Origin of the sequence: Streptomyces sp. LX-29, assembly GCF_029541745.1 — a bacterium.
Taxonomy (GTDB): Bacteria; Actinomycetota; Actinomycetes; order Streptomycetales; family Streptomycetaceae; genus Streptomyces.
This window is the reverse complement of record NZ_CP089746.1, coordinates 1,343,157-1,357,610: the sequence shown is the minus strand read 5'-3', so window position 1 is coordinate 1,357,610 and position 14,454 is coordinate 1,343,157. Positions and strand designations below refer to the sequence as shown.

The following is a 14,454-nucleotide window of genomic DNA, read 5'->3' as shown; positions in this document are numbered from 1 at the left end:
AGGCACCCCGGCTTTCACACCCCGTGCGAAACGCCCTCCACTAGGCTGAAAACGCACCCAGCGCATCGGGAGGGCATGGGATGGAGCCCAACACACTCCTCGACTCCTTACTCGACGAGGCCGGCATCTCGCACGCGGGGCTGGCCGCGCACATCAACGAGACGGGCCGAGCACGCGGACTGACGCTGCGTTACGAGCACACCGCGGTGGCGCGCTGGCTGAAGGGCCAACGGCCCCGCGGGCAGGTGCCGGACCTGATCTGCGAGGTGCTGGGGGAGCGGCTGCGCCGCGCGCTCACCCTGGACGACATCGGGCTCGGCACGCCCGGCAGCCCGCGCACCCCCAGCACCCCGCTGTCCGGCTTCGTGGAGCGGGCCACCGCGCTGTGGCGATCCGACGAGCAGCAGCGGCCCCATGTGCTGAGCGCCCCCGCCGTCACCGGCACCTCGGCGGTGATCCCGGTCTGGGAGTGGGAGAACCCCCCGGAGGACTCGGACGTCTCCCGGTCCGGGCTGACCCGGGTGAGCATGGCCGACATCGAGATGCTGCGCGCCGCGCGCGCCCATTACGAGCAGCTGTACCGCAAGGCCGGCGGCGTCGCGACCCGCGTCCGCGTCGTCGGATTCCTCAACTCCGAGGCCGCGCCGTTGCTGCGCGGCAGTTACCCCGACCAGACGGGGCGTCAGCTGCACCGGGCGACCGGCGGCCTGGTGGCCGTCGCCGGCATCTGTGCCTACGACTCGGACGCGCACGGCCTCGCCCAGCGCTACTTCCACCAGGCCCTGCGGCTGGCCAAGGCCAGCGGGGACCGCGGTCTGGGCGCGTATGTGATCGCGCTGCTCGTCAACCAGTCGCTGTTCATGAAGGAGTATCGGCAGGCGGTGGCGTTCGCCGAGTCCGCGCTGCGGGCCGCCGGCCCGCACCTCACCCCCGCGCTCGCCGCCGACCTGTACGCGATGCAGGCCAAGGCGTACGCGCGGTTGGGCGACGGCACGGGGGCGCTCTCCTGCATCCGGCGGGCCGAGACCGCCGCCGAGCACATCCGGCGTGGACAGGAGCCCGACGAGACCGGCTATGTCCAGCCCGGCCTGGTGAACGTGCAGGTGGCGGAGGCGCTGCTGAGCCTGGGCGAGCTGGGCGCGGCGCGCGAGCACGCCACCGCGGCCGTCGGCACCCCCGCCCACGACCGGGGCCGGGTGCACCGGCTGGCCATGCTCACCCATATCGAGCTGCGCCAAGGTGACGCGGACCAGGCGGTGGCCACGGCGGTGGAAATGACCGAGCGGGCCCGCGGGATGGAGTCGCAGCGATTACGCGACCGACTCCGTGCGGTGCGCGAGCACCTGGCGGAGAGCGGTTGCGCGGCGACCTCCGAGGCCGCGGAGCTGATCGACGGGGCGTTGCGCGTGCCCCTCTGAGCACGGTCGGCCCTCCCCGTCGGCATGCTGCCATCTACCCGGCGGAAGGTGGCTGACAGTGCTTTGGAAGAATCTCGGGGAAGAGACCGTGTACGAGAACCGATGGTTCCGGGTGAACCTCGCCGACGTCGAACTCCCCGACGGCCGTCATCTCGATCATTTCCTGATCCGGCTGCGTCCGGTCGCCGTGGCCACGGCGGTCAACGACGCCGATGAGGTGCTGCTGCTGTGGCGGCACCGGTTCATCACCGACAACTGGGGCTGGGAGCTGCCCGCGGGCGTGGTCGAGGACGGCGAGGACATCGCCGTCGCGGCGGCCCGCGAGATGGAGGAGGAGACGGGCTGGCGCCCCGGCCCGCTGCGGCATCTGCTCTCCGTGGAGCCCTCCAACGGGCTCACCGACGCCCGGCACCACATCTACTGGGCGCAGGAGGCGACCTATGTGGGGCCTCCGGAGGACGAGTTCGAGTCCGACCGTCGCCAGTGGGTGCCGCTCAGGGCCGTACCCGACATGATCGCGCGCGGTGAGGTCCCGGCCGCCAACATGGCGGCCGCCCTGATGCTCCTGTACCACCTCCGGCTCGGCTGAGCCGGCGCCGGCGCCCCGGCGGCCGGTCGCCGTCTCAGCGGCCGGCCGCCTGCCACAGCGCGAGGAGGAGCGCGCACACCCCGGTCAGCGCGGCGATGGACGGCAGCGGCCAGCGGCTGTGCTCCAGCACGCGTACCCGCGCGGTGAGTTGGGCCAGATCGGCGGCGGCCTCGTCGCCCCGATGGGCGAGGAGGGCGAGCTGTCCCTCGACGCGGGCGTGGGTCACGTCGACGCTCCGGCGGAGTTCCGCGAGCTCCGCGGCGGCCACGGTCTGCTCGGGCTCGGTGGTCACGGTCTGAATCCCCTTTCACGGTGGTTTCCGTGTGTCGTCCACGGCGGTTCCGTGGGCTTCCGGTGGTGGTTCCGTGTGTGCTCCAACGGTCCGAGTCAACCGCGATCCGGCGGCCGACGGGAGCGTGTGCGGGGGGCGAGTGCGGGTCGGTCCCGCACACCCCGTGCGAACTCCGGTGTGAAAGCCGTTGCGCCCCCGCGCACATCAGCGGAGGGACCAGGAACCGGACGACATCGGTAAGCGCTGTCGCGCCCGCTCCGGGACGCCGACGCCCCCCTCGCCGAGCGTGCGGCGAGGGGGGCGACAGGGCCGCGTCGGTGGCCTCGGTGCGGAGGCGGGCGGCGCGGCGGCGCCGCGAGCGCATCAGGGCGTCAGGGCGTCGGCACCGACCCGCGGGCGGGGATCAGCCGTACGGGTAGAAGCCGGAGCCCGACTTGCGGCCCAGCCGGCCCGCGTCGACCATGCGCTGGAGCAGCGGGGGAGCGGCGTACAGGGGCTCCTTGAATTCCATGTACATCGAGTCGGCGATGGCCGCCACGGTGTCCAGGCCGATGAGGTCCGCGAGCTTGAGCGGGCCCATGGGGTGGGCGCAGCCCATCTCCATGCCGTTGTCGATGTCCTCGCGGCTGGCGATGCCGGACTCGAACATCCGGATCGCGGAGAGCAGATAGGGGATGAGCAGCGCGTTGACCACGAAGCCGGAGCGGTCCTGGGCGCGGATCGGGTGCTTGCCCAGCAGGTCCTGTACCAGCGCCTCGGAGCGCTTGATGGTCTCCTCGCTGGTGGTCAGCGCCGGGATCAGCTCGACGAGCTTCTGCACCGGGGCCGGGTTGAAGAAGTGGACGCCGATGACCTGGTCGGGCCGGGAGGTGGCGACCGCCAGCTTGACCAGCGGCACCGAGGAGGTGTTCGAGGCCAGGATGGCGTCCGGGCGGGTCACCACCTGGTCCAGGATCTGGAAGATCTCCGTCTTGACCTGCTCGTTCTCCACCACGGCCTCGATGACCAGATCGCGGTCGGCGAACTCGCCGAGGTCGGTGGTGAAGGTGAGCCGGTCGAGCGCGGAGTCCCGCTCCTCCGGAGTGATCTTGCCGCGTTCGGCGGCCTTGCCCAGGGAGTTGGTCAGGCGGGTGCGCCCCAGCTCCAGTGCTTCGCCGGTGGTCTCGGCGACCTTGACGTCCAGGCCGGAGCGGGCACACACCTCGGCGATGCCCGCGCCCATCTGGCCGCAGCCCACCACGCCAACGCGCGCCACGTCTGCCACAGTGTCCGTCACATCGTGCCTTTCGCTGATCTACGGGCCGGCGGGGCCCCCGTACGATTCCGGCGCCCGCCTCGGGGCAGACGTTACTCCGTCGTAGTGGTCGGGGGGCCGTCCGGGGGCCCGGGACCCGTATGGAGGATTGCCGCACGCCGGCGCGCGCCGCATCATCGGCGAGACGCACAGGGACCGTGGCACCACATGACGCGCGAGCGATGGACGCGACGCACGATCAGGGAGCGATCATGGGACAGATCACTCGTCGGGGCCTGACCGCGGCGGCGGCCGGCGCGGTGGCCGCCGCCGCCGTGCCGGCGCGGGCGGCGGCGTGCGGGCGGGCGGAGGAGGCGGCGCGGGACCCGCGGCCGGCGGCCCACGACGCGGGGGCGGGGCGGTGCCGGGCCGAGCGGCGGTTCCGCGGGATGTGGCTGGCCACCGTCGCCAACCGCGACTGGCCCTCCCGACCCGGCCTGCCCGCCGCGCGGCAGCGCGAGGAACTGCTGGCGTTCCTCGACGCGGCGGCGGAACGGCGTCTGAACGCGGTGGTGTTCCAGGTCAGACCGACCGCGGACGCGCTCTGGCCGTCGTCGTACGAGCCCTGGGCGGAGTATCTGACCGGGGTGCAGGGCAAGGACCCGGGCTGGGACCCGCTGGGCACCGCGGTCCGCGAGGCGCACCGGCGCGACCTGGAACTGCACGCCTGGTTCAACCCGTACCGGATCGCCAACCACGCCGACCCGGCGCGGCTCTCCCCGCGGCACCCCGCCCGCGCGCACCCCGACTGGGTGGTCCCGTACGGCGGGAAGCTCTACTACAACCCCGGGCTGCCGCGGGTCCGGCGCTTCGTCCAGGACGCGATGCTGGACGCGGTGGCACGGTATGACATCGACGCCGTGCACTGGGACGACTACTTCTACCCGTACCCGGTGGCGGGCCAGCGCTTCGACGACGACGCGGCGTACGAGCGCTACGGCGGCGACTTCCCCGACCGGGCGGCGTGGCGGCGCGACAACACCGACCGGCTGGTGCGGGAGATGGCGGAGCGGATCAAGAAGCTCAAGGAGGAGGTGCGGTTCGGCATCAGCCCGTTCGCCGTATGGCGCAACAGGGCGACCGACCCGCGCGGATCCGACACCCGTGCCGGTGTGCAGACCTATGACGACCTCTACGCCGACACCCGGAAGTGGGTGTTCGAGGAGTGGATCGACTACATCGTCCCGCAGGTCTACTGGCACCTCGGCTTCGAGGCGGCCGACTACGCCACGTTGGTGCCCTGGTGGTCCGAGGTCGTCCGGGACACCGACGTGCACCTCTACATCGGCGAGGCCCTCTACAAGGCCGGCGCCGCCGGGCAGCCGGCTCCCTGGCAGGATCCCGCCGAGCTGTCCCGCCATCTCACCTTCGACCGCGACTTCCCCGAGGTGCTCGGGAACGTCTTCTTCTCCGCCAAGGAGGTGGTCGAGGACCGGATCGGGGCGATGGCGCGCGTGGTCGAGGACCACTACCCGGACCGGGTGCGGCCGCCGCGTGACAAGGCGGCCGCGTGATCGGCGCGGCCTGACGGAGCGTAACGGCGGGGCCTCGGCCCCGCCGGAACGATCAGATGCGGTCCGAAGACTTCCGGTGGTCCACCACGCTGTCCGGCCCCGGAGACATGATCGTCTCGTGGCCGTTCTCCGCACGGACGCGGTACGGGGGATTCCCGTCCTGGCCGAGCACCTCGACGATCTCGACGACGTGGTCGTGCTTGCCGACCACCCTGCCGTGCACCACCAGTCGGTCGCCCTTGCTCGCATGCATCGCCTTGACCTCCTGTCCGGATTCCCCGGAGGGGACTGCGGTCCGTGGCCGTAAGTTTACAGCCCGTGGTCTTGTCCGGGTCCCCCTCGACGGCGCGATCAGCTCGCTTCTCAGGTTACTCGCGCCCGTTGGGTCACGCCGATGCACACGAGTACGGCGACCGCGGCCAGGGGGGCCGCCGGAGTGAGGTGTTCGCCCAGAAGGAGGACCGACCACACGAGTGTCAGCAGCGGCTGGGCGAGTTGGAGCTGGCTGGCCCGGGCCACCCCGATCGCCGCCATCCCGCGGTACCAGGCGACCATGCCGAGGAACTGCGAAGCCGTCGCCACCCACAGCAGCCCGGTGACCGACCGCGCCGTCAGCTCCACCGGCTCGTGCGCCAACGCCAGCGCCGCGCCCGTGGCGGACAGCGGCAGACAGCAGACCAGCGCCCAGCCGATCACCTGCCAGCCCGGCATGTGCCGGGCCAGCCGGCCGCCTTCGGAGTAGCCGACCGCGCAGGTCAGCAGGGCCCCGAAGAGGTAGAGATCGCCCGTCGTCGGCCGGCCGCCGCTCTGCTGCACGGCGAAGGCCGCGACCACCACCGCGCCCGCCAGGGCCGCCAGCCAGAAGGCCCGCGAGGGGCGGGCCCCGGTGCGCACGGCCGAGAACGCGGCCGTGGTGAGCGGCAGCAGGCCCACGACCACCGCGGCGTGGGAGGTGCTGGAGGTCTGCAGCGCCAGGGTGGTCAACAGCGGGAAGCCCACGACGACCCCGCCCACGACGGCGAGCAGCCCGGGCCAGTGGCGGCGGGCCGGCAGCGGCACCCGCAGCGCGAGCAGCGCGCCGGCCGCTATCAGCCCCGCCAGCGTCATCCGGGCGGCGGTGACGGACCACGGGCCCAGGCCCTCCAGGGCCCAGGCGGTGGCGGGGAAGGTGAGCGAGAAGACGGCCACCCCGAGCGCCGCGAGCCAGGTGCCGAGGGTGCCGGCGCTGCGGGCGTCGCGCGGAGCCCCGCCGCGGTCGCCCTGCCGAGCGCCGGGTGCCGCGGTGTCGGATCCGGCGCCGGTGCCGGGCCGGGGCGCCCCGTCCGGGGTGGGCGTCGACGGGGCGGCGGTCTCGCGCGGGAGGAGGGCCGGGGCCGAGGCCGCGGACGCTTCGGTCACCGGGCCGCCCTGGCGCCGCACCGTTATCGTCATGCGGCGAGTAGCGCTATCTTCTGGTCTCATGCATGAGCGTAGCAGCGTGGCCGAGCTGGCTGGTCTCCTGAGGGGAGAGCTGAACCGTTACTCTCCCGGTGAGAAACTGCCATCGAGTCGGGCCCTCGTCGAGCGCTTCCGAGTGAGCCCGGTGACGGTCACCCGCGCGCTGGGCGCCCTCGCGGCCGAGGGGCTGATCGTCACCCGGCCCGGAGCCGGTTCCTTCCGGGCGGCACCGCCGACCGGGAACCGTCCCACCGGGGACACCTCCTGGCAGGAGGTGGCACTGAGCGCCGAGACGGCGGACGAACCGGTGCCGCGCTCGGTCGACGCCTCCGCGGTGCTGGCCACCCTCGCCGCCCCGCCGCCCGGCGTCATCGAGCTCAACGGCGGCTACCTGCACCCCTCCCTCCAGCCGGAGCGCGCGCTGGCCGCCGCGCTCGCCCGGGCCGGCCGCCGGCCCGGCGCCTGGGGGCGCCCACCCGTCGAGGGGCTCGGCGAGCTGCGCGCCTGGTTCGCACGGGAGATCGGCGGGCCGGCGGGCACCGTCGCCCCCTCCGATGTGCTGATCACCTCAGGTGGGCAGAACGCGCTGACCGCGGCCCTGCGGGCGCTCGCTCCGCCCGGCGCGCCCATCCTCGTGGAGTCGCCCACCTACCCCGGCCTGCTCGCCGCCGCCCGCGCCGCCGGGCTGCGCCCGGTGCCGGTGCCGGCCGACACCAACGGCGTACGCACCGACCTGCTCGCCCAGGCGTTCCGGGCCAGCGGCTCGCGCGTCTTCGTGTGCCAGCCGCTCTTCGCCAACCCGCACGGCGCGGTGCTCTCCACCGAGCGGCGCGGCGAGGTGCTGCGGGTGGCCCGGGAGGCCGGGGCCTTCGTCATCGAGGACGACTTCGCCCGCCGCCTGGTGCACGAGGACGCGGGACCGCTGCCCGCCACCCTCGCCGCCGACGACCCCGACGGCGTGGTGATCCACGTCTGCTCGCTCACCAAGGCCGCCTCCCCCAGCCTGCGGGTGGGCGCGCTCGCCGCCCGCGGCCCCGTCCTGCAGCGGCTGCGCGCGATCCAGGTCGTCGACCAGTTCTTCGTCTCCCGGCCGCTCCAGGAGGCCGCCCTCGAACTCGTCGGCTCGCCCGCGTGGGCCCGGCATCTGCGCACCATCGCCGCAGAACTGCGCACCCGTAGGGAGACGCTGCTCACCGCGGTGCGGCGGGAGCTGCCGGAGCCGGCCGAGGTGCGCCACGCCCCCGCGGGCGGCTACCACGTGTGGCTGCGGCTGCCGGACGGCACCGACGAGTCCGCGCTGACCGCCACCGCGCTCCGCGCGGGCGTCGCGGTCGCCCCCGGCCGGCCGTACTTCCCCGCCGAACCACCCGCCCCCCACCTGCGACTCAGCTTCGCCTCGGCCGCCGGCCCGCCCGAACTCGTCGAGGGCGTCCGCAGGTTGCGCACGGCCTGGGACGACTGAGCCGGGCGTCGCCGCGCCCCCGGTCGTCCCCGAGCGGCCGCGACGCAGGGCCAACCACCCTGGCGGACAGGTCGTTTCCGGTCCGCCGACGCCGAGGCCGGCGCGGCGGCGGGTCGGCGATATCGCGTCACGGCCGGTGCGGCGGCGGGTCGGCGATATCACGTCGCGGCCGGCGTGGGGCGACTGATAGGAACGGGCCATGATCGACGGATACGAGCTCTCCACCGACCCCGCCCGTCTCGATCGGGCCCGCATCCACCACTGGCTGTCCACCGGGGCGCCCTGGGCCCTGGGCCGCTCCCGCGAGACACAGGACCGCGCGATCGACGGCTCCCTCAACTTCGGCGCGTACGAGGCGACCTCCGGCGCCCAGGTCGGCTACGCCCGGGTCGTCACCGACCACACCACCTTCGCCTGGCTCTGCGACGTGTACGTCGACCCCGACGCGCGCGGCAAGGGGCTGGCCACCGCCCTGGCCACCGCCGTCCGCGACCATCTGGCGCCGCTGGGGCTGCGCCGGATGCTGCTCGCCACGGATGACGCGCACGGCGTCTACGCGAAGGTGGGCTTCCAGCCGCTCGAAGACCCGGGGTACTGGATGAACCTCTCCTTCCCGCCGCACCCGTAGCCCGTACGCAGCCGTACCCGCAGCCGTACCGCGGCAGGCACCGGAGCGGATCCGGGACCGGCCCCGGCCCTCACCGCCGGCCGAGCGACTCCATGTCGCCCGCGTCGAGGACGAGGGACCCGGCCGCCATGTTCTCCTCGACGTGGGTCGGCGAGCTCGTGCCCGGGATCTGCACGATCGAGGGCGAGCGCGCCAACCCCCAGGCGATGGCCGCCTGGTGCTCCGTGGCGCCGTGCCGGGCGGCGACCCGGCGCAGCGCGGCCCCGGCGAGCGGGGTGCGGCCGCCGCCGAGCGCGAAGAAGGGCATGTACGCGATCCCGGCGTCCGCGCACGCGTCGACCAGCGGGGCGTCCTCCTGGTCGAGCACCCCGAAACGGTTCTGCACCGCCGCGACCGGCGCGATCGCACGCGCCTCGGCGAACTGCTCGTACGTGACGTTGCTGACGCCCAGGTGCCGTATCAGCCCCTCCTCGCGCAGCCGCGCGAGCGCGGCGAAGCGGTCCCCGACCGGGGCGCCGCCCCGCGCCGCGAGGCGCCCCACCCGCAGGTACACCAGGTCGAGCACGTCCACCCCGAGCTCGCGCAGGTTCCGCTCCACCTCCGGGCGCAGCTGCTCGGGCGCCGCCTCCGCGTACATCTCGCCGGTCGGGGTGCGCAGCGGGCCGACCTTGGTGGCGATGGTGACGTCCGCGCGATACGGGTGGAGCGCCTCGCGCAGGATGAGGTTGGCGCGCTCGGCACGGCAGAAGTAGAAGGCCGCGGTGTCGATGTGGAGCGCGCCCAGCTCGACCGCGCGGCGCGCGACCGCCACCGACGTGGCATGGTCGACCGGGGGCCCGTCCCAGTGCCCCGGCAGGTGCATCGCGCCGAAGCCCAGCCGCGGGATGGTGAGCGTGTCGCCCGGTTCGGCGCCCCCCGGGGTGTCGGTACCACCCAGGTCGACGGTGTGCGCGAAGGAGTGCACGGGACCTCCAGATCAGGGAGCGGGGGTGAACACCAGCGAGGCATTGTGGCCCCCGAAGCCGAAGGAGTTCGCCAGCGCCGCCGCGATCCGGCCGCGCCGGGGCCCGCCGGCGACGACGTCCAACTCCACCCGCGGGTCGAGGGAGTCGAGGTTCCGGGTCGCGGGGACGACGCCGTCGCGGACCGCGAGCAGCGCGGCGATCGCGCCGATCGCTCCCGCCGCCCCGAAGAGATGACCGGTCATCGACTTGGTCGCGGTGACGACCGGGTGCGTGCCGACGGCCTCCGCGACCGACCGGGCCTCGGTGAGATCGCCCAGGGGCGTGGACGTCGCATGGGCGTGTACATGCTCGATCGCCCGCGGGGGCAACCCCGCCGAGGACAGGGCGAGTCGCATCGCGCGGACCTGCCCCTCGGGGTGCGCGGCGGTGATGTGGTGGGCGTCCGAGGTGACGCCGGCGCCGGCCAGCGTCGCATGGGCGCGGGCCGCGCGGGCGGCCGCGAAACCCGCCCGCTCCAGGACGACCACGGCCGCGCCCTCGCCGATGACGAACCCGTCGCGCTCGGCGTCGAAGGGGCGGGACGCCCGGTCGGGCGCGTCATTGCGCGTCGAGTGCGCCTTGGCCTGCGCGAACCCCGCCAACGGCAGCGGGTGGATACAGGCTTCGGTGCCGCCCGCCACGACCACGTCGGCCCGGCCCAGGCGGATCAGATCCAGCCCCGTCGCGATCGCCTCGGCCCCGGAGGCGCAGGCGCTGACCGGGGTGTGCGCGCCGCCACGCGCCCCGAGGTCGATGCTGACCCAGGCCGCGGGGCCGTTGGCCATCAGCATCGGGACCGTGTGGGGAGACACCTTGCGCACCCCGGAGGTCTCCAGGATGTCGTCCTGGCCCAGCAGCGTCAGGGCGCCCCCGGTGCCGGTGCCGATCACCACGGCCAGCCGTTCGGGGTCGACGTCCGGCGCGCCCGCGTCCGCCCACGCCTCCCGCGCGGCGACGAGCGCTATCTGCTCGCACCGATCCATGCGACGGGCCAGCACCCGGTCCAGGACCGCGGTCGGCTCCACCGCGAGCCGGCCCGCGATCCGTACCGGCAGCTTTGCCGCCCACTCCTCCTCGATCGCGCCGATCCCGGACCGACCCTCCACCATCGCCGACCAGGTCGAGGCGACGTCCCCGCCGAGCGGAGTGGTGGCCCCCAGGCCGGTCACCAGCACGTTGTCGGACTCAGTGCTCACCGCACACGCTCCTTTGTCGCAAAGATACAACTCCCCGCGTGGATGACCGTGCGAGGAATCAGCCGTATCCCTCACCCTGCCAGCGGGTTGACGGTCGATCAGGTGCGGTGATCCACGGAGAGCGGTGATCAGGATTTGTAGGAGTTCATCGTTTCGTCCTGCCGTCGGGAGGGGTAAGCGGGCGCTTTGGTCAGGCGGGGGAGAGGCGCCACAGCGAGGTGACCTCCGCGGCGCGCGCGGCGTGCAGCGGGTCGGCGGCGTCCCGCGCCCGGGGATGGCGCGGCCGGGTGTCGTGGCGCCCGACCACCCGCAGGCCCGCCGCCGCGACGGCCGCGAGCAGTTCGTCGCGCGTCCTCAGCCCGAGGCGCTCGGCCAGGTCCGACAGGACGAGCCAGCCCTCGCCGGCCGGTTCGAGGCGGTCGGCGAGCCCGGCCAGGAAGGAGTGGAGCATGCGGCCGTCCGGGTCGTAGACGCCCTGCTCGACCGCGGAGGTCGGTCGGGCGGGAAGCCAGGGCGGGTTGCACACGACGAGGTCCGCGCGGCCCTCCGGGAAGAGCTCGGGCCCCGTCGCCTCGACACGCCCGGTCAGACCCAGGCGGTCGATGTTCTCGCGGGCGCAGGCCACTGCGCGCGCGTTGACGTCGGTGCCGACGACGCGATCGACGCCCCGGCGGGCCAGCACCGCGGCGAGCACCCCGGTCCCCGTGCCCAGGTCGAACGCGGTACGGGCAGCGCCGCGCCCGGTCGGCCAGGGCAGCGGGGCCCGCGCCACCAGATCGACGTACTCGCCCCTGACCGGCGAGAACACCCCGTAGTGCGGATGTATCCGCGCGTCGAGGGCGGGGACGGGGACGCCCTTGAGGCGCCAGTGGTGCGCCCCGATCACGCCGAGGAGCTCCCGGAACGCGATGGCCACGGCGCCGCGCGGCGGACCGTACGCCTCCGCGCACGCCCGGCGGACGTCGGGCGCCCGGCGCAGTGCCAGCACGTGGTCGTCCTCCAGCACGAGCAGGACCCGACCCAGCACCCGGGCCCGGTGGCCACGGGCCCGGCGGTGCAGCCGGAAGGAGTCGGCCGGGTCGCCGCCGACCCGGGGCGGCTTCCGGTCGAGGCGACGGCCGAGCGCCTCCAACAGCCGTCGGCCGCCGTGGTAGTCGCCGCGCCACAGCAGCGCGGTGCCCTCACAGGCCAGTCGGTAGGCGGTGTCGGCCCGCGTCCGGTCGTCGGCGACGACGACCCGCCGGGGAGCCGGGGCGCCGCTCTCGGAGTGCCAGCGGGCGGCGTGGGTGGTGTGGGCCTCGACCCAGTGGATCGTGGACATGGTCGGTACTCCTCGTGAAGGGATGTGCGGGGCACGAAGAGCACTTCGACGAGGAGCGGGCAGGCCACGGCGCCGCGCGCGGCCGGGCGACCGTGCGCGGCCAGCGACCGTGCGGGGCGAGCGACCGTGCGGGGGCAGCCGACGGGACCGACCGCGCGGGGCCGGCCGCGTGAGCCGGCGGGCCGGGGCGACCGTGCGAGCTGACGGGCCGTGACGTCCGCGCCCAGCGCGACTCGGACGCAGGCGTCCTATCGCGTGGGCGCGGGACTACGCGCGGGCACCGTCGTACGCGTGGGCGCGGGACTACGCGCGGGCACCGTCGTACGCGTGGGCGCCGGAACGCGCGCGGGCGCGGTGGTGCGCGCGGGCGTTCGCGAGGCAGGCAGGGGCTACCGCTCCCGCGTCGAAGCGCGGGAGGAGGTATCGCCGAGAAGCATGCCGAGCGTCATGAACAGCCCCTTCGGAAGAGTCGGTTGACGAGGCTCGCACAGTCCCACCTCGGAGGCAAACCCGACGTGGAGTATCAGCCACGCCGGGTATCGGCCGCCCCGCCGTCCACGCCGGGTGCCGGCTCGGACGGCACCGGGTTCGGGGCGGGCGCCGCTTGGGCGATGACCGTGACCACGACCCGCTGGACGGCTTCGGCCTCCGGCGGGGTGCCCTTGCGGTCGGCGAACAGCAGGTGCCCGGCTCCGATCAGCGTGGGGGCGAGGGCGTCGACGTCCGCGTCGGGCGTGAGGCGGCCCCGCTCGCGCTCGGCGCTCAGATACGAGGCGATCATGGCCGTGGCCTCGGCCAGGACCGGAACGCCGGCCGGCCGGGCCTGGCGCAGCCGGGTACGCAGCTCGTCCCGGGAGGTGACGAGGCCGACGATGGCCACGGCGACCGACGCGAACAGGTCCGTCAGCGCGCCGGTGAGGTTGCCGGCGACGGTGCCGGTCCCGGCGGACGCGCGGAGGGCGGCGGCCTGCTGGTCGATCCGGGCGACGCGGTCCAGCACGAGCTCGGCGAGGAAGGCGTCGAAGTCGGCGAAGTGCCGGTGCAGGACCCCCTTGGCGCAGCCCGCCTCCGTGGTGACCGCCCGGCTGGTCAGGGCGCTCGGCCCGTCCCGGAGCAGGACGCGCTCGGCGGCGTCGAACAACTGCTGGTGTACGTCGCGGAGAGCCACCCCTGTCGGCATGCCGTGCATCCTTCCCTGTTCTGACGGCTCGCCGTCGACGCTTCGCCGGATCCGTCCGTCGAGGAGCCGGTGAGGAGCCGTTGACGAGCCCGTTGAAGAGCCCGTTGTCCGGCACGCAGGCGAGCCCGTTGTCCGGCACGCGGGCGAGCCCGCTTGACGAGTGGGCATGTGCCCACTCAGAGTGGGCATATGCCCACTTTACCGCCGGAGCGCGCGCCGATGCCCGCGCGTGAGCCTCATCGACACCGTGGACCCGCCGAGTCGTTCGGCCTGGACCCCGAGCGCTACGACCGAGCGCGGCCCCGCTACCCCGACGCCCTGGTGGAGGCGATCGTCGCCGCCGCACCCGGGCCGGACGTCCTCGACGTCGGCGTCGGCACCGGCATCGCGGCCCGGCAGTTCCGCGCGGCCGGCTGCCGCGTGCTGGGCGTCGACGTCGACGCGCGGATGGCGGGCTTCGCCCGCGGCGGCGGGATCGAGGCCGAGGTGGCGAGCTTCGAGTCCTGGGACCCGGCCGGCCGGTCCTTCGACGCGGTCGTCGCCGGACAGACCTGGCACTGGATCGACCCGCTCGCGGGAGCGGTCAAGGCGGCCGAGGTGCTGCGTCCCGGCGGCCGGCTGGCCGCCTTCTGGAACGTGTTCCAGCCCTCGCCCGAGGCGGCGGACGCCTTCTCCGAGGTCTACCGCCGGGCCCTGCCCGACGCGCCGCGCAACCCCTGGGACGGGTCCGCCCGCGACGGCTACGCGGCGCTCTTCGACCGCGCGGCGGAGGGCATGCGGCAGGCGGGCGCGTTCGGCGAGCCGGAGCGGTGGCAATTCGACTGGGAACGCGCCTACACCCGGGACGAGTGGCTGGACCAGCTGCGGACCGGGGGCGACGTCGGCCGCGTCCCGCCGGCCGCGCTGGAGGAACTGCTGACGGGCGTGGGGGCCGCGATCGACGCGATGGGCGGCGCCTTCACCCTGCGGTACGCCGCGGTGGTGGTCACCGCGGCGCGAGCCGACGCCGCCTGAACAGGCAGGACACACCCGTCCGCGGCGGGCGCCCGTTAGTGGCGGGCGCCGGGGGCGCGGCCGGGAGCGGGCGTGGGCGGTCGGCGCACGGTGGGTCACGCGTGA

General features: G+C 74.5%; 14 protein-coding genes. 6 read left to right on the top strand and 8 right to left on the bottom strand.

Going from position 1 to position 14,454, the window contains the following annotated elements:
• The first annotated feature begins 80 nt into the window (after positions 1–80).
• Both LRS74_RS05985 and LRS74_RS05980 read left to right on the top strand, forming a co-directional pair.
• Entirely contained in the window at positions 81–1,418 is a 1,338-nt protein-coding gene (locus LRS74_RS05985) for a transcriptional regulator (RefSeq protein WP_277739998.1), read from the top strand.
• A gap of 58 nt (positions 1,419–1,476) precedes the next feature.
• The gene (locus LRS74_RS05980) at positions 1,477–2,007 is read left to right on the top strand and encodes an NUDIX hydrolase (RefSeq protein ID WP_144382370.1); all 531 of its coding nucleotides are present in this window, start codon (positions 1,477–1,479) and stop codon (positions 2,005–2,007) included.
• A gap of 34 nt (positions 2,008–2,041) precedes the next feature.
• Here the strand turns inward: LRS74_RS05980 and LRS74_RS05975 are convergent, their stop codons facing one another.
• A complete protein-coding gene (locus tag LRS74_RS05975; protein WP_277739997.1) occupies positions 2,042–2,299 on the bottom strand; it encodes a hypothetical protein in 258 nt (85 codons plus the stop codon).
• A 403-nt stretch (positions 2,300–2,702) separates the two neighbouring features.
• Positions 2,703–3,563, bottom strand: a complete 861-nt coding sequence (locus tag LRS74_RS05970; protein ID WP_277744618.1) for a 3-hydroxybutyryl-CoA dehydrogenase — start codon at positions 3,561–3,563, stop codon at positions 2,703–2,705.
• Between the two features lie 242 nt (positions 3,564–3,805).
• Here LRS74_RS05970 and LRS74_RS05965 point away from each other — a divergent pair, with 242 nt between their 5' ends.
• Entirely contained in the window at positions 3,806–5,107 is a 1,302-nt protein-coding gene (locus LRS74_RS05965) for a family 10 glycosylhydrolase (protein ID WP_277739996.1), read from the top strand.
• A 52-nt stretch (positions 5,108–5,159) separates the two neighbouring features.
• On the opposite strand, the gene LRS74_RS05960 is transcribed toward LRS74_RS05965, so the two are convergent.
• Together LRS74_RS05960 and LRS74_RS05955 are read right to left on the bottom strand one after the other, a co-directional pair.
• Complete coding sequence (locus tag LRS74_RS05960) at positions 5,160–5,360, bottom strand: DUF1918 domain-containing protein (RefSeq protein ID WP_277739995.1); 201 nt, start codon at positions 5,358–5,360, stop codon at positions 5,160–5,162.
• A 110-nt stretch (positions 5,361–5,470) separates the two neighbouring features.
• Positions 5,471–6,538 carry a DMT family transporter gene (locus LRS74_RS05955; RefSeq protein ID WP_277739994.1) on the bottom strand — a complete coding sequence of 356 codons (1,068 nt, stop codon included), beginning with the start codon at positions 6,536–6,538 and terminating at the stop codon, positions 5,471–5,473.
• Between the two features lie 28 nt (positions 6,539–6,566).
• On the opposite strand from LRS74_RS05955, the gene LRS74_RS05950 reads away from it, so the two are divergent.
• On the top strand, positions 6,567–8,006 hold the full coding sequence (locus LRS74_RS05950) for a PLP-dependent aminotransferase family protein (RefSeq protein ID WP_277739993.1): 1,440 nt from the start codon (positions 6,567–6,569) through the stop codon (positions 8,004–8,006).
• Positions 8,007–8,205: 199 nt separating this feature from the next.
• Complete coding sequence (locus LRS74_RS05945; protein ID WP_277739992.1) at positions 8,206–8,634, top strand: GNAT family N-acetyltransferase; 429 nt, start codon at positions 8,206–8,208, stop codon at positions 8,632–8,634.
• A gap of 70 nt (positions 8,635–8,704) precedes the next feature.
• On the opposite strand, the gene LRS74_RS05940 is transcribed toward LRS74_RS05945, so the two are convergent.
• The 4 genes from LRS74_RS05940 to LRS74_RS05925 all read right to left on the bottom strand — a co-directional run bounded on the left by LRS74_RS05940 (position 8,705) and on the right by LRS74_RS05925 (position 13,335).
• Entirely contained in the window at positions 8,705–9,571 is an 867-nt protein-coding gene (locus LRS74_RS05940; RefSeq protein WP_277744617.1) for an aldo/keto reductase, read from the bottom strand.
• Positions 9,572–9,610: 39 nt separating this feature from the next.
• Complete coding sequence (locus LRS74_RS05935) at positions 9,611–10,834, bottom strand: beta-ketoacyl-ACP synthase II (protein ID WP_277739991.1); 1,224 nt, start codon at positions 10,832–10,834, stop codon at positions 9,611–9,613.
• A gap of 190 nt (positions 10,835–11,024) precedes the next feature.
• Positions 11,025–12,155 carry a class I SAM-dependent methyltransferase gene (locus tag LRS74_RS05930; protein WP_277739990.1) on the bottom strand — a complete coding sequence of 377 codons (1,131 nt, stop codon included), beginning with the start codon at positions 12,153–12,155 and terminating at the stop codon, positions 11,025–11,027.
• Positions 12,156–12,678: 523 nt separating this feature from the next.
• Positions 12,679–13,335 (bottom strand): TetR/AcrR family transcriptional regulator, encoded by a 657-nt coding sequence (locus LRS74_RS05925; protein ID WP_277739989.1) that lies wholly within the window; start codon positions 13,333–13,335, stop codon positions 12,679–12,681.
• A 189-nt stretch (positions 13,336–13,524) separates the two neighbouring features.
• On the opposite strand from LRS74_RS05925, the gene LRS74_RS05920 reads away from it, so the two are divergent.
• Positions 13,525–14,349, top strand: a complete 825-nt coding sequence (locus LRS74_RS05920; protein ID WP_277739988.1) for a class I SAM-dependent methyltransferase — start codon at positions 13,525–13,527, stop codon at positions 14,347–14,349.
• The last annotated feature ends 105 nt before the right edge of the window (positions 14,350–14,454 follow it).